We start from the raw sequence: 13,905 nt of genomic DNA on the forward strand, positions 1-13,905 counted from the left end.
AAAGCCTTGCGGCATACAAGAAACGTGGAGCGAGTGCTTTGCACTTACAGCTTGTTCGCAGGCGTGAGCGAAACGCTCACACTCAGTTGATGTGGCTTATGCAAACGAAAATGGCTGTAAGGGGGCTGTGCAGCGACACTGAGCGCTAGACGTCCTCCAACGCTGTCTGCGTCTCGGCAGGCAACGTATAGTAGCTGGCAATTAGGGCAATCATTAGCCACCAGAGAGTATTGACCTGGGGACGATACCAGACGGTATCCACAAAACCGTGACTGAGTAAGCCCAGCAAGGTCGCGATCGCGCCAATGAGCCAGAAACCGTCCTGATTTCTCACTGCTCGTAGCTGTTGAAGTCTACTCCAACCCAAATTAAGGGTGACCAGCAAAAGCCAGGCAAAGCAGGTAAGCCCAATAATGCCAGTTTCGACCGCAATTTCGAGTGGAATGGAATAAGCACTAAGGGCACTAAAGCGTGGTCGCTGGTAGCGTGGATAAATGCTATTGAACGCAACGTTACCAGGGCCAATACCCAAAATGGGGCGGTCTTTGATCATCTCAACCACTGCCCCCCAAACGTTGATGCGAAAGTTGTTGCTACTGTCGTTACGTCCCACAAAGATGCTACTCACTCGATCGCGGAGTGGCTCTACAACCAAAACAGCTAGCACAATCACGGCCGCAATGAGTCCCAAACCAGTAGGTAGCGCTAACGTGCGCCAGAAGCGCGGCAACGACACATTCCACCAATGGAACAGCAACGCTAAGAGCACGAACGCCATAACAGCGAACCCAATCCAGCCGCCTCGACTACCCGTGTAATACAGGCAGGTAGCGTTGACGACCAACATGGTAGCGGCGAGGAGTTTGGGTCCCCATCGTCGCCAGGCGAAAACGGCAACCAGACTGAGCGCGATCGCGGGCAGCAAATAAGCCGCCAACAGATTTGGGTTGCCTAAATAGCTATAAACGCGTGGTTCTTTCGCAGAAGGCGACGTTGGATCAACCCAGGTGGCAAGTGCAGCAACCCCAGAGATTTTCTGCTGAATGCCGTAACTACTCACTAGCAGCGCTGCATGCAGGTAGATGCCAATGACCCAAGAACGGACACGCGGCGATCGCAATACCCGTGCCATCAGTGCGAACAAAATCAGGTAGAGTGTGAGTTTGCTAAACCCTGTCAACGCGGCTCGCTTGACCGGCGATAAAGCGGTTGCTGCGGCTGAAACACCCCAATACAGCACCACCAGAAAATGAATTGGTGTCGCCAGTGGAGACGATCGACCGGGGTTAGCAAGCGTCTGCCAAAACCCCTGTGGCGATAGCAGTTCTGTTTGGAGCTCGTTTGCTGTATGCCGATCATTCCCTGTGTCACCATCCGACACCGTTAGCAGCACCCAAAAGCCAGCACAAGCGGTGAGTAAGACCGCAAGGGAACTTTTATCGTCTGAGACAAACGGGGCGATCGCAAAGACCAGGCTCACCAACACAGCTCCTAGCAAATCGCCCCACCGCAGCATAAAGCTACTCTGCCGCCAGCGCCGTAGCGGGCTCAGAAAGCGATGCAGGTAACTGGCGCTACGCCACTGCTGAAACGACAGCGTCGATAACGTCAGGTTTTGCCAGATAGAGTTCATACGTGTGCCAATCATTGAGACAGTCTCTGGCTATTTTAGGTGACAAGGTTGGGTTTTGTTCGTAAAGCGTCTCCAAAGGCGATCGTTCGAGCTTTGAGTTCAAGCAGAAGAACAGGAGAAATACACCCCTTTGCGATTAGCGACTGTCGCCTTGCATGCATTGTGCAATCAAATATTGTGCAGTCAAAGGAATACGCGTTGAGCCTTGCCTGCTGAGCCAGAGACGCAATGTACCTTCCTAAAGTTAGACGAAAAAACGAAGGACACTCTGTAACTTGAGCGATGAGTACTCAAGCATGTAGTGCCTTGAGGTTTGAACTTTTTGGCGATCGACCTCAATCTTGCTCATCTAGAGACAGCGCTACCGCAGGCAACTGCGAGCGTTTGCTGCTGCGCTTTCTCATAGTGATGCAGCCTTCTCATGCTGATGCAGCCTACTGTCCTAAAGGAAAGGTTCAATGGCGATGAATATCAAGGATCTACAGATCCACAGCCCCGCATTCACTTCCCTGCAACTGATTCCACAGCGCTATACCAGCGACGGCGAGAACCGATCACCTTTACTGGAGTGGACTGGGCTACCACCCGCAACTCAACAACTGGCGCTGATCTGCCATGACCCAGATGCACCCCTGCCACAAGGATTTACCCATTGGTTGCTATATAACATTCCGTCAACCGTCAACCAAATTGCGGAAGGGAGTGGCAGCAAGTTTACTGAAGGCTTGAACAGCAGCCAGCAGCCAGGGTATACCGGGCCAGCACCACCCCCTGGTCATGGCCCCCATCACTACTATTTCTGGCTGTATGCCCTAGATGCAGCACTTGACCTCAAGCCCGATCTGCAACGTGAACAGCTTCTAGATGCGATCGCTGACCATGTGATTGAACAGGCGCGGCTGGTTGGTCTTTATGAGCGTTAACCCGATCGGTTTTAGCAAAATGCCTTGAACAAGAACGTTACAGAGAAAAGAATGGTAGACAACAAATTGAGTACAGAAATGATCTATCGGGATCTCGGCAGTACTGGAGAAAAAGTATCGGCGATCGGGCTAGGGGGATGGCACCTCAGCATAAAGCATGTAGACGAGCCATTGGCAATCCGGCTTGTGCACACGGCAATCGATCGGGGCATCACCTTCATGGACAACTGTTGGGATTACAACGATGGGGTGAGCGAACTTCGCATGGGGAAAGCCCTCCGCGATGGTTATCGAGACAAAGTGTTCCTGATGACAAAAATCGATGGGCGATCGAAACAGGAGGCTGCTAAGCAGCTCGATGAATCGCTACGCCGTTTGCAAGTCGATTGCATTGACCTGGTGCAGTATCACGAAGTCTTGCGGTTTGAAGATCCCCATCGCATCTTTGATGAAGAAGGTGCTCATGCGGCTCTCTTAGACGCACACGCAGCAGGCAAGCTACGTTACATCGGCTTTACTGGGCATAAAGATCCCTCTGTGCATCTGCATATGCTGGAAGTCGCAGACCAACATGGCTTTAAATTTGCGACGGCTCAAATGCCCCTGAATGTGATGGATGCACATTACCGCAGCTTCGCCAAGCTCGTTGTACCAGAACTGGTCAAACGCAAGATTGGCATTTTGGGCATGAAAAGTCTGGCCAATGGCATTCTCCTACGCTCCAAAACGGTAACGCCGATCGAATGCCTTCACTATGCGCTAAATTTGCCGACCTCAGTTGTGATTACGGGTATAGACAGTCTAGAGATTCTTGAGCAAGCGTTTGAAGCCGTACGAACCTTCGAACCGATGACCGATGAACAGGTGCAAGCCTTATTAGCCAAAACGGCAGCAGCGGGCGCACGCGGTGAATTTGAACCATTTAAAACCTCATCTATTTTTGATGGCACTGCTCAACATCCGACCTGGCTTGGAGAGGAGCCTCAACGCCTTCAACAATTGATGTCAGCGTAAAGTTAATGTCAGCGTAAAGTGTGTTGACATTTAAGTAAGTGAGAACCCATCGAGAGCTGATTGCATCAAACCATCAAGGAAAAAGTGAGCAAGACGCTTGTTCTGTCTGCTTTTTCGGATGCCGTTGCAAGCAAGTGCTACCCTTGTGCTCAATCCTGCCAGAAGGTGGATGTCTTTGTGTATGCTTTTAATGCACGATCGCTTTAGTCATTTCAAACAAGCTTAAGTAAAGTGGTTCCCCTTACGGCTCATGCTTCGCTATCTTCGGCCTGCCAACAGAGCGAGTTATCCGTTACCGACGTTTTGGTTCGAGGGGCTGAAATTGCTGGTTTTTGTGCCGCGAATGCAGCTGCGATCGACCACAATGGCGCTTTTCCAGTCAAAGAATTTGCGCTGCTGGCTGACGCCGGTTTATTGGCAGCGCCTTTGAAACCAGAGTTTGGCGGACTTGGCTTGGGTATTGATGCCAATGTCACTGGTGCAATGCTGATGCTGCTAAAGCAGATGGGACGCGGTAACTTGGCGGTGGGTCGCCTTTACGAAGGGCATGTTAATGCGCTGCAGCTCATCCAAACCTTTGGCACGAGAGAACAGATTGAACGTTATGCCGAGGACGCTCGTGATCGCCACAAAATCTTTGGCGTGTGGAATGCCGAAGCGGAGGATGGCGTTAATATGTCTCCTCTTGAGAACGGTCGGTATCGCTTAGAAGGCTCTAAGACCTTTTGCTCGGGGTCTGGCTTTGTCGATCGCCCGTTTGTCAATGGCCCGTTGTTGGATGGCCCCTGGCAGATGTGTGTTGTGCCAATGGAGGCAGTCGCGACAGTGAGCGATCCGAGCTGGTGGCAACCGTCGGGAATGAAAGCAACTGCTAGCTTTAAAGTGAATTTCAGCGGGGTTGAGTTGGAAGCAAGTGCCTTAATTGGCAAACCGGGTGACTATTTTCGACAACCGTGGTTAACCACCGGAGTCATCCGCTTTGCAGCCGTCCAGCTAGGAGGGGCAGAAGCGTTGTTTGACGCCACGCGACAGTACCTGCGTGATTTAAACCGAACGACTGACCCCTATCAGCAAGAACGCTTGGGACGTATGGCGATCGCGATCGAAAGCGGGAATCTCTGGTTACGCAGCGCGGCCGCTTTTGTGAAAGCATATGCCCCCCTTTTTGCTGGTGATCCCAATCAACCGCCTGACCAGGCAGACCAGCTCGTTGCCTATGCCAACATGGTGCGAACGACGATCGAGCAAATTTGTATGGATGTCATGCAGCTCTGTGAGCGATCAGTGGGCACTCGTGGCTTGCTGCCCCCTTATCCGATGGAACGCATTATCCGGGATTTGACTCTCTATTTGCGCCAACCTGTATTTGATGCAGCCCTTGCCACTGTTGGGCAGTATGCTTTGGCTCAATCTCATCCTGCCCATTCACTGTGGTTTGATGCTGCCGATGGTTAGTCAGATGCCTCTATTGAATGCTGCAGCGTTGCCCTTGCGATCGGTGCAGACCATTACTGGTTCTGTCTTAGTGGTTGCGCCCCATCCTGATGATGAAACATTGGGCTGTGGTGGCGCGATCGCGCTGCTGCGAACTTTAGGGTATCCAGTGCAGATTTTAGTCATGAGTGATGGCACGATGTCCCATCCTCGTTCGCTCAAGTATCCGACGCCCCGTTTGCAGGCATTGCGGGAAGCAGAAACGTTAGAAGCCATGTCTATCTTGGGTGTCAGTGAAGCAGCCGTCACATTTTTGCGTTTGCAAGATGGTTCCATTCCCACTTCTACATCACCTGGTAGGCAAGAGGTGGTGGCACGTTGCCGCACTTGGTTAGAACCGCTGCAACCTGCCACCATCTTTTTGCCTTGGCGTGCTGATCCACATCCTGATCATCGAGCCACCTGGACGTTGATGCGTGCAGCGCTGGCTGATTTCAACGAGGCACCTCGCATGATTGAATATCCCATTTGGGATTGGGACCCAGAACAACAGGGGGCGCTTGCCAACTTCACGCAAGTGATGGGATGGCGACTGGATATTCGATCGATGCTGGAGACAAAGCAGGCGGCGATCGCGGCTTACCGTTCCCAGACCACAAACTTGATTGATGACGATCCAGATGGGTTTCAGTTAACACCAGAGATGTTGGCTAACTTTGCTCGTCCCTGGGAAGTGTATTTGGAGGAGATGCCATGAATTTATCACAACAATCCCTGACGCCCGACTACTTTGACGCACTCTACAGCGCCGATTCTGATCCCTGGCAGTTTGAAACCAGCAGCTATGAAGACAAGAAATATGCCGCCACACTGGCAGCTTTACCGAACGCACGCTATCGTTCAGCGTTGGAAATTGGGGGTTCGATCGGCGTCTTGACAGCAAAATTGGCTGAGCGATGCCACTCGCTGCTTTCAGTGGATGTGTCAGAAAGGGCTCAGCAGCAGGCGATCGCTCGTTGTCAGGCTCTGCCAAATGTCCGCTTTCAATTGATGCAGGTGCCACAAGCCTATCCAGAGGAATCGTTTGACCTCACAGTACTTTCAGAGGTCGGTTATTACTGGTGTTGGGATGATCTCCTCAAAGCACAGAAACTGATGCTAGACCATCTTGAGCCGGGAGGACATTTGCTGCTGGTGCATTGGACGCCCTATGCGGATTATTATGAAAATCCCTTAAGTGGGGATGACGTTCACGAAGCGTTTTTGGCGTTGCCATCATCGCAAATCAAGCATTTGGGGGGCGATCGAGCGGAGACATATCGACTTGATTTATTTGAACGTGTCGATGCAAGTGCCTAATACTCCCAATTTACAGCCTGCCAACTTGTTACCTTGAAGTGGAAGCGTAAGTGTTTCAACGTCTGGTTACCGCCCCTTTGGCGAGAGAGTATGACACAAGCGAGACACCTGCTGGTTCTTGAAGACAGGCTTTGGTAAAGGCTTTCGCTTGCCTTGTAAGGATGGCTGCCGTCTGCGTAAGGGTTCTAGAAGAAGACGTAAATCGTCAATCGCTTGCTCAATGTTGACCAGCGGCCACCGCTGTTGCCACCTTTTTTCTTGTGCCTGTTGGTGTTCAATCTGTTCAAACAGTGCGCCAAAGGAAGCTTGCTGGGTGAAGACATCACTGAGCCAATCACAATCAACCTCTAACCAGCTCGCAGGTAGTGCCATCTCTTGAAGCGTTGATGGATAGCCGTTGCAAAAGCGTTGCCAGAGCGATCGCAAGGCATGGCGTGCGTGCAAACGAGCGGCGATCGCACCGGCTGGCTCGACTAAAAACGGTTGTTGCTGCTCTCCCCTTACAGCCCAGGCGCTTAATTGATTTGCCAAACCACCCTGGGCCCGTCCAATGGGTCGAGCCGACGTGGTCACCCGTACGAGGGGACTATGGCGAAAACGGGCATTCACTCGTACCAACGCACGATACAGCGCTACATCCTCTGACGTTCTCACGGGTGGTAGCCCTCCTGCTTGTTGATACATCTCTGCAGTCACCGCCAAACTCGCACCATAGTGTTGAAAGTGTCGCGGTAACCCATCAAATGGATCGGGATCGAGATACGCTTCCAATTCAGCGACTAAACAACGATACCCCACTTCTCGTAAATGACAGGCTCTCACATACGAACCAAGCGCCGCACGATCGCCCCGATCGGTAATAATGCGTCCTCCAACCGCATCGACACCGCAAGCAATTTCATGCTGTGTCGCTGCGATCCAATCCGGCGCAACCTGTGTGTCCCCATCCGTTGAAGCAATAATACCTTTATGGCGTCCGAGTGAGTTGAGGCGGTGAAACGCTTCATCCATCAACAGTTTTCGCACCCAGCCAATATTCGCTTTTGAGGCAGAAAACGTACTTTCCACCACATGTAGCACCAAGCTTGGATGTTGAACTGCGAAACGGTGGGCGATCGCGGCTGAGTGATCGCTGCAATTGTTCGCCAGTAAAATCACCTCGTACCGAGCCGGATCGAGAGGGCTCCCCGCCAAATCACGTTGATCCCTTAAAGCAGTTAGCATTCGTCCCAAGTGCTCAGCTTCATTCCGGACGGGCACAATAACGCAGACTTCGCACTGCGGTAGAGGAAGCGCTTGAACTAAGGGATGCGATCGAACGGAGTGCAATGATCGCGCTGATAAACCAACCATTGCTTGAGCGCAAGCAGTCGTCAAAATGCCCACTGTTCCATTGCCAAAGACTGATTGATAGCAGTAAGCATCATCATTTGAGTGTTTGAATGCTTCCAACACAACCATTGTGAAAGGTTGTGTTGGAAGCAGTATCTATCCACTGATAGAACCCTTTAACGATTCACAGAACTAAAGTCGTTCGGTTTCGCTTGTCTTGCTATGAGGGCGCGAATTGTACCTCCTGGTGATTCAGCCGTTTTGGCTGTGAAGCGAAGCTATTGTTAGGACTGCACGTGCTGATAGAAGATTCGTTTAACGGTTTCGGCAGTGAGAATATAAAGCCCGACAATGGCAGCTAAGACCAAGAGAAATTCGATTGGCAAAGGTTGGAAGCCCAATAGACTGGCAAGCGGGCTATAGGGAAGCAAGAGTGTGACGATGACGATCGCGATCGTTGCCATCAGTAAATGTTTACCGGGCTTGCTTTTGAAGATGGATTGCCGCGTCCGAATGACCAGCACAATCATGGAAGCCGAAATGACTGATTCCATAAACCATCCCGTTCTAAATTGCGCTGGGTTGGCGTGTAGCAGTAGCAGGAGTGCGCCAAAGGTAAGGTAATCAAACACTGAACTGAGTAACCCAAACACCAACATAAAGTTGCGGATAAACGTGATGTTCATGCGGCGGGGTTGATTGACCAGTTCTCGATCGACGCGATCGGTCGCGATCGTCATTTCGGGAAAATCAGTCAACAAGTTTGTGATCAAAATTTGGCTGGGCAGCAGGGGCAAAAAGGGCAGCACCAGCGAAATGCCTGCCATGCTAAACATATTGCCGAAATTAGCACTCGTTGCCATAAACACGTATTTGAGCGTGTTGGCAAACGTGACCCGTCCTTCCTTCACACCTTCGACCAAGACATTGAGGTCTTTTTGCAGCAACACAATATCGGCTGCTTCCTTAGCCACCGCCACCGCACTCTCAACCGAAATGCCGACATCCGCTGCATGGAGCGCTGAGGCATCGTTAATGCCGTCGCCTAGATAACCCACTACATTCCCCGCTTTTTTCAGCGCGATGATGATCCGCTCTTTTTGATTGGGCTCTACTTCAGCAAAAACATTGGTTTCCCCGACTCGATGCATGAGCGCTTCATCACTAAGCTTTTGCAGGTCGACACCGGTCAAAACCTTGGGTGTTGGTAGCCCCACCTGCTGAATGATACTGATGGCAACCGCACGACTATCGCCCGTGATCATTTTTGTCGTTACGCCAAGCTGTTCCAAGTCTTTGAGCGTCCCCGCAATCCCGGCTTTAGGTGGATCGAAGAGAGCGAGATAGCCCAAAAACGTCATGTTTGTTTCATCATCTCGGCTGCAAGAATCGCGGTTGAAGCTGCGGTAAGCCACACCCAACACGCGAAAACCCTCGCGGCCTAAAGCATCGGCTCGTTGCTGAAGCTGATCTCGTTGATCTGCAATGTCGATCAGCTCGCCCGCGCCCATCTCGACCGTTGAGCAAACATCGAGAATAGCCTTTAGCGCGCCTTTCGTGACCATTAAATGTGTGTTGTCTTTGGTAAACAGAATGCTGAGTCGTTTGCGGTTGAAATCGTAGGGCACTTCATCCCGCTTTTGATAGCCAGAGATATCAAAGGTCTGGTGCGCACGAATGGCAGCATCGATCGGATTGACATAACCCGATTCAGAGGCAGCATTCAAATAGGCATGAAACAGAACGCGATCGCTCTCCTTCCCATCTACAGACATTGCACCATGAATTTTTACTTCCCCTTCTGTTAACGTGCCTGTTTTATCGGTACAAAACACGTTCATGCTGCCAAAGTTTTCGATCGCGGGCAGTCGTTTTACAATCACCTGTTTGGTCGCCATTTGTTTGGCTCCGCGAGCCAGGTTCACGCTAACGATCGCAGGTAGCAGTTGGGGTGTTAGTCCCACCGCCAGCGCCAGGGAGAAGAGAAAGGATTCCAGCACAGGACGGTGCAAGTAGACGTTGGCGACAAAAATCAGCACCACCAGCAGCAACGTGACTTCCATTAGAAAGTAGCCAAATTTGCTCAGCCCAGTTTCAAATTCGGTTTCGGGTGGTCTTAGTTTCAAGCGCTCTGACACTTTGCCAAATTCAGTCTGCTTGCCAGTTTGCACCACGATCGCTTGCGCGCTACCACTGATCACATTCGTGCCCGTATAGAGGGTATTGGTGCGCTGGCTGAGTCCGGTTTCAGCAGGCAGTACGCCACTGAACTTGTCAGCGGGATAGGTTTCTCCCGTCAGGGCGGCTTCATTCACCGACAGATCTTTCGACTCTAAAACCAGGCAGTCGCCAGGAATGCTATCACCAGCAGCCAGCAGTACAATGTCACCGGGCACTACGTCCTCATTGGGAATATCTTGCGCTTGCCCGTCTCTCAAAACGGTGGCTTTCACTTGCACTAACCCCAGTAGCTTCGCGACGGCATCACTGGCTCCCTGTTCTTGCCAAAAGCCGAGGAGTCCACTAATGAGGACGATCGTCAGAATAATCACCGTGTCGATGACATCGCCCAGGAAACTGGAGAGAAGCGCCGCTGCCACTAAGATCAAAATAATTGGACTCTTAAACTGATTCAGCAAGAGAATGAGTACGTTTGACTTGCGTTGCCGCTTCAGGCTATTGGCACCGTACTCAATGAGGCGGTGCTGCGCTTCCTGACGAGTCAAGCCCTGGCGACTACTCTTGAGCTGCTGTAACGCCTGTTCAGTGGGCAAATGCCAAAAAGGGGGGAGAACGTGAGACATAAATTTAGCTCTTCTTAAACGCTTTAATTTCGGACACCTGGTGAATTCACTGCAGAACAGGACTTACGCACAAAAGCTGTCGAAGTTCGCCCCTTAGCCCCCAAGATTGGGGGAACTGAGCTTATTAAAGCCCCCAGAATTGGGGGTTTGGGGGCAAATGCGTAAGTCCTACAGAATTCTTTGCCAGTGATTTGATCATGAGCATCAATGTTATGAACCATTGGTATGGCTGTTTCTAATGGGTATGAATGGGGTCAAATGGTTACAAGCCTTGACACGCTCGCAGGGCAAAAAATTTGAAGCTTTAGCGCTATTGCCGTGAGTTCGTTTCGAGTGCTTGCTACGGTAACAATAACGTGGCTCCTATGGCCTGTCGAATGGTGGCTGCCACTCTTAAGCTTGAGCGTTGGGGCAGGCTGCCGAAAGCAGAGTAGAGTGGACGGAGGGCAGAAACCCTACCAGGAGATCCCATGCTCATGAGCTTAGACCGCCGCACAGGCACACTTCACACGCAGAAAAATGAGTATTACCTCGAAGTCGAAGGCCTCAAGTACCGTATTTTTGAGTTTGACCACGGCAAAGTGAAAGCCGATGACAAATATGGTTCCGCCCAGCTGTTTCCTTATCAAAAAAGTATTGATGGCTTTGATGGTTCGGTCTATGCCGGGAGCCTCCAGATTGAAACGAAGCTGCTTTAAAGCGATTCTCAGATGGGTTAGCCACAGTGCGTAAAGCCTTGCGGCATAAAAGAAACGCGGAGCGAGTGCTTTGCACTTACATCTTGCTCGCGCACGTGAGCGAGACGCTCACACTCAGTTACTGTGGCTTATTCAAACGAAACTGCTTTAAGAACCTGTTTGAAACCAACAGAAAGCCTTGCCACTCTGCATCTTCAAAAAGGATTGATATTACTACCAATCTAGTTTCAAACTAGTATTTTTTGCGAGAACTATAGCGACGCACTGCCCTTAAGATCATTTTCTAACGTTTGCTAACATTTGTTCTAATAGCAAAATTGCTAAACCTTCCGATACGAGCGATTATCACTTTTTAAGCTGGCACCCAAGACCTCCAGGGTTTTCAAAGGCTCGGAGGTCTGCAACCAAAGCTGCCAATCTATAATACGAATGTCCTAAGCAGTCAGAGCAACTGAGTTGAACCCGCCGCACCAAGAACCAGGGACGTATCAGGCTCCTCCTGTAGAGTCTATGCAAGGTGTGGTCGAGCGGCTCACCTATCATTCCGAAGAGTCGGGTTATACGATCGCACGCTTCAAAGCGCCCCGCACCAGCGAACTGGTCACGATCGTTGGTAGTTTTGCCAACATTCAGGCAGGGCAAACGCTGCAACTGCACGGCATCTGGAAAGATCATCCTAAATTTGGTGCTCAGTTTCAGGTGACGCAATACCGGGAAACGAAGCCTGCCACGCTTACGGGTCTTGAAAAATACCTCGGCAGTGGGTTGATTAAGGGCGTTGGTCCCGTGACTGCTAAACGCATCGTCGCTCACTTTGGGCTAGAAACGCTGGAAATTATTGAACACCAGATCGATCGCCTGAGTGAAGTCCCCGGCATTGCCCAAAAGCGTGTCAAGCTGATCCAGACGGCCTGGGTAACGCAGAAGGCAATCAAAGACGTGATGCTGTTTCTCCAAAGTCACGGCGTTTCGACGACTTATGCCGTCAAGATCTACAAGCAGTATGGCGATGCCGCGATCGCCACCGTCACCCACAATCCCTACCAACTGGCAACGGATGTCTATGGCATTGGGTTTGTCACTGCCGATGCGATCGCCCGCAATCTGGGTATTGCGCCCGGTTCGGAGTTTCGTTACCGTAGCGGCCTACTCCACGTGCTGGGTGAAGCCTCGGAAGAAGGGCACTGCTTCTTGCCGCAAGATGAACTGGTCGGACGCGTGACTAAACGGCTCGCCATTGACAATCATCGACCCGATGCGGAACAAGTGCTGCGTTTGATTGAGCAGATGGTGTTGGATCACACGCTAGTCAAAACCGACACGCCCCTTGATGGCTTAGAGCAGTTTGGTTACTATGCACCTCCCTTTTTTGGAGCCGAGCAAAAGCTAGCCGATCAATTGCAACAGCTCCTGAAACAGCCGATCGAAGTGGATTTGACGCGGGTGCAGCGCTGGATCGATCGCTTTATGGCAAAAACGGGCATGCCGCTTTCCTTGCAGCAGCGCCAAGCGGTTGAGATGGCAGCCAGTCACCGAGTCCTCATTCTCACTGGTGGCCCAGGCTGTGGCAAGACCTTTACCACCCGCACAATCGTGGCACTCTGGAAAGCGATGGGCAAGTCGATCGCCCTGGCATCGCCAACGGGACGGGCAGCGCAACGACTCAGTGAAATGGCTGGACAGGAAGCAAAAACGATTCACCGACTGCTGGAGTTTGAACCCAAGACGATGAAGTTCAAGCGCGATGTGGACAATCCCATTCCAGCTCAGGCGATCGTTGTGGATGAAGCGTCAATGCTGGATCTCTTTCTGGCAAACTCGCTGTTGAAAGCCACTGCTCTTGATACGCAGCTGTTATTAGTGGGCGATACGGATCAATTACCCAGCGTGGGACCAGGAGCCGTCCTGCAAGATTTGATTGCTTCAGGGCAAATACCCGTCGTGCGGCTAACGCAAGTCTTTCGCCAAGCCCAAGCCAGCCAGATTGTCAGCAATGCCCATCGCATCAATCAGGGACAGTTTCCCCAGTTGGAAGCCGTGTCTGACCAACCGCAGTCTGATTGCCTGTGGCTAGGCGCACCGGAGCCAGTTGCTGGCGTGCAGGCCATTCAGGACTTAATCACGGCGTTAATTCCTAGCCTGGGCTTCAATGTGTCTCAAGCCGTGCAAGTGCTGTGCCCCATGACCAGAGGCGAGGTCGGTACGCGCAATCTCAACACCGTGCTGCAACAGTTGATCAATCCACCCAGCCCTGCAAAGGCGGAGCTTGTGCGTGGCGGCATGATTCTGCGAGTCGGCGATCGCGTGATCCAAAAGGTGAACGATTACGATCGAGAAGTCTTCAACGGCGATTTGGGTGTCATTACGGCGATCGAGGTTGAAGAGCAAGACGTGACCGTACAATTTACCGAACGACTGGTCAGCTACGACTATGCCGACCTCAACGAAATTGCCTTAGCGTGGGCCATCACCATCCATAAAAGCCAGGGCAGCGAGTATCCGGTGGTGATTCTACCCATCTACATGCAGCATTATCTGATGCTGTCGCGCAACCTGATCTACACCGGGTTAACACGGGCGAAGCAGTTGGCAATTGTCGTGGGTCCCCAAAAGGCGATCGCGTTGGCCATCCGGCAGGTCAAAGATCAGCAGCGCTACACATTGCTAGACCAACGACTACAAAAGCAGCCATGACTGTTTTGCACCTT

General features: G+C 51.6%; 10 protein-coding genes. 7 read left to right on the top strand and 3 right to left on the bottom strand.

The genetic code is table 11. The features are described from left to right. Window positions 1–145: 145 nt before the first annotated feature. The gene (locus tag C7B82_RS17015) at window positions 146–1,633 is read right to left on the bottom strand and encodes an IctB family putative bicarbonate transporter (RefSeq protein WP_106257474.1); all 1,488 of its coding nucleotides are present in this window, start codon (window positions 1,631–1,633) and stop codon (window positions 146–148) included. A gap of 458 nt (window positions 1,634–2,091) precedes the next feature. Between C7B82_RS17015 and C7B82_RS17020 the strand changes: the two genes are divergently transcribed. The 5 genes from C7B82_RS17020 to C7B82_RS17040 all read left to right on the top strand — a co-directional run bounded on the left by C7B82_RS17020 (window position 2,092) and on the right by C7B82_RS17040 (window position 6,363). Beyond that, window positions 2,092–2,556 (top strand): YbhB/YbcL family Raf kinase inhibitor-like protein, encoded by a 465-nt coding sequence (locus C7B82_RS17020; protein ID WP_106257475.1) that lies wholly within the window; start codon window positions 2,092–2,094, stop codon window positions 2,554–2,556. A 51-nt stretch (window positions 2,557–2,607) separates the two neighbouring features. Further along, window positions 2,608–3,570: an aldo/keto reductase gene (locus C7B82_RS17025; RefSeq protein ID WP_106257476.1), complete on the top strand. Its 963-nt coding sequence runs from the start codon at window positions 2,608–2,610 to the stop codon at window positions 3,568–3,570. A 303-nt stretch (window positions 3,571–3,873) separates the two neighbouring features. Beyond that, window positions 3,874–5,025: an acyl-CoA dehydrogenase family protein gene (locus tag C7B82_RS17030; protein ID WP_245939957.1), complete on the top strand. Its 1,152-nt coding sequence runs from the start codon at window positions 3,874–3,876 to the stop codon at window positions 5,023–5,025. Continuing rightward, the gene (locus tag C7B82_RS17035; protein ID WP_219904545.1) at window positions 5,018–5,761 is read left to right on the top strand and encodes a PIG-L deacetylase family protein; all 744 of its coding nucleotides are present in this window, start codon (window positions 5,018–5,020) and stop codon (window positions 5,759–5,761) included. Before C7B82_RS17030 ends, C7B82_RS17035 begins: the two co-directional genes overlap by 8 nt. Then, a complete protein-coding gene (locus C7B82_RS17040; RefSeq protein WP_106257479.1) occupies window positions 5,758–6,363 on the top strand; it encodes a class I SAM-dependent DNA methyltransferase in 606 nt (201 codons plus the stop codon). Before C7B82_RS17035 ends, C7B82_RS17040 begins: the two co-directional genes overlap by 4 nt. Before the next feature lie 66 nt (window positions 6,364–6,429). Here the strand turns inward: C7B82_RS17040 and C7B82_RS17045 are convergent, their stop codons facing one another. Both C7B82_RS17045 and mgtA read right to left on the bottom strand, forming a co-directional pair. Beyond that, on the bottom strand, window positions 6,430–7,824 hold the full coding sequence (locus C7B82_RS17045) for a glycosyltransferase family 2 protein (RefSeq protein ID WP_245939958.1): 1,395 nt from the start codon (window positions 7,822–7,824) through the stop codon (window positions 6,430–6,432). Window positions 7,825–7,979: 155 nt separating this feature from the next. Continuing rightward, window positions 7,980–10,499 carry a magnesium-translocating P-type ATPase gene (gene mgtA / locus C7B82_RS17050; RefSeq protein ID WP_106257480.1) on the bottom strand — a complete coding sequence of 840 codons (2,520 nt, stop codon included), beginning with the start codon at window positions 10,497–10,499 and terminating at the stop codon, window positions 7,980–7,982. Between the two features lie 470 nt (window positions 10,500–10,969). Here mgtA and C7B82_RS17055 point away from each other — a divergent pair, with 470 nt between their 5' ends. Beyond that, window positions 10,970–11,197 carry a hypothetical protein gene (locus C7B82_RS17055; protein ID WP_106257481.1) on the top strand — a complete coding sequence of 76 codons (228 nt, stop codon included), beginning with the start codon at window positions 10,970–10,972 and terminating at the stop codon, window positions 11,195–11,197. Window positions 11,198–11,653: 456 nt separating this feature from the next. After that, complete coding sequence (recD2, locus tag C7B82_RS17060) at window positions 11,654–13,891, top strand: SF1B family DNA helicase RecD2 (protein ID WP_245939959.1); 2,238 nt, start codon at window positions 11,654–11,656, stop codon at window positions 13,889–13,891. Window positions 13,892–13,905 lie beyond the last annotated feature (14 nt).

Origin of the sequence: Stenomitos frigidus ULC18, from assembly GCF_003003795.1 — a bacterium.
Lineage (GTDB): Bacteria > Cyanobacteriota > Cyanobacteriia > Leptolyngbyales > Leptolyngbyaceae > Stenomitos > Stenomitos frigidus_A.

Bases quoted from the DNA above. Each gene is read 5' to 3' on its own strand.
- C7B82_RS17035 (WP_219904545.1), top strand. From the start codon at position 5,018: ATGGTTAGTCAGATGCCTCTATTGAATGCTGCAGCGTTGCCCTTGCGA.
- C7B82_RS17015 (WP_106257474.1), bottom strand. From the start codon at position 1,633: ATGAACTCTATCTGGCAAAACCTGACGTTATCGACGCTGTCGTTTCAG.
- C7B82_RS17025 (WP_106257476.1), top strand. From the start codon at position 2,608: ATGGTAGACAACAAATTGAGTACAGAAATGATCTATCGGGATCTCGGC.
- C7B82_RS17055 (WP_106257481.1), top strand. From the start codon at position 10,970: ATGCTCATGAGCTTAGACCGCCGCACAGGCACACTTCACACGCAGAAA.
- C7B82_RS17040 (WP_106257479.1), top strand. From the start codon at position 5,758: ATGAATTTATCACAACAATCCCTGACGCCCGACTACTTTGACGCACTC.
- mgtA (WP_106257480.1), bottom strand. From the start codon at position 10,499: ATGTCTCACGTTCTCCCCCCTTTTTGGCATTTGCCCACTGAACAGGCG.
- C7B82_RS17045 (WP_245939958.1), bottom strand. From the start codon at position 7,824: ATGGTTGTGTTGGAAGCATTCAAACACTCAAATGATGATGCTTACTGC.
- C7B82_RS17020 (WP_106257475.1), top strand. From the start codon at position 2,092: ATGGCGATGAATATCAAGGATCTACAGATCCACAGCCCCGCATTCACT.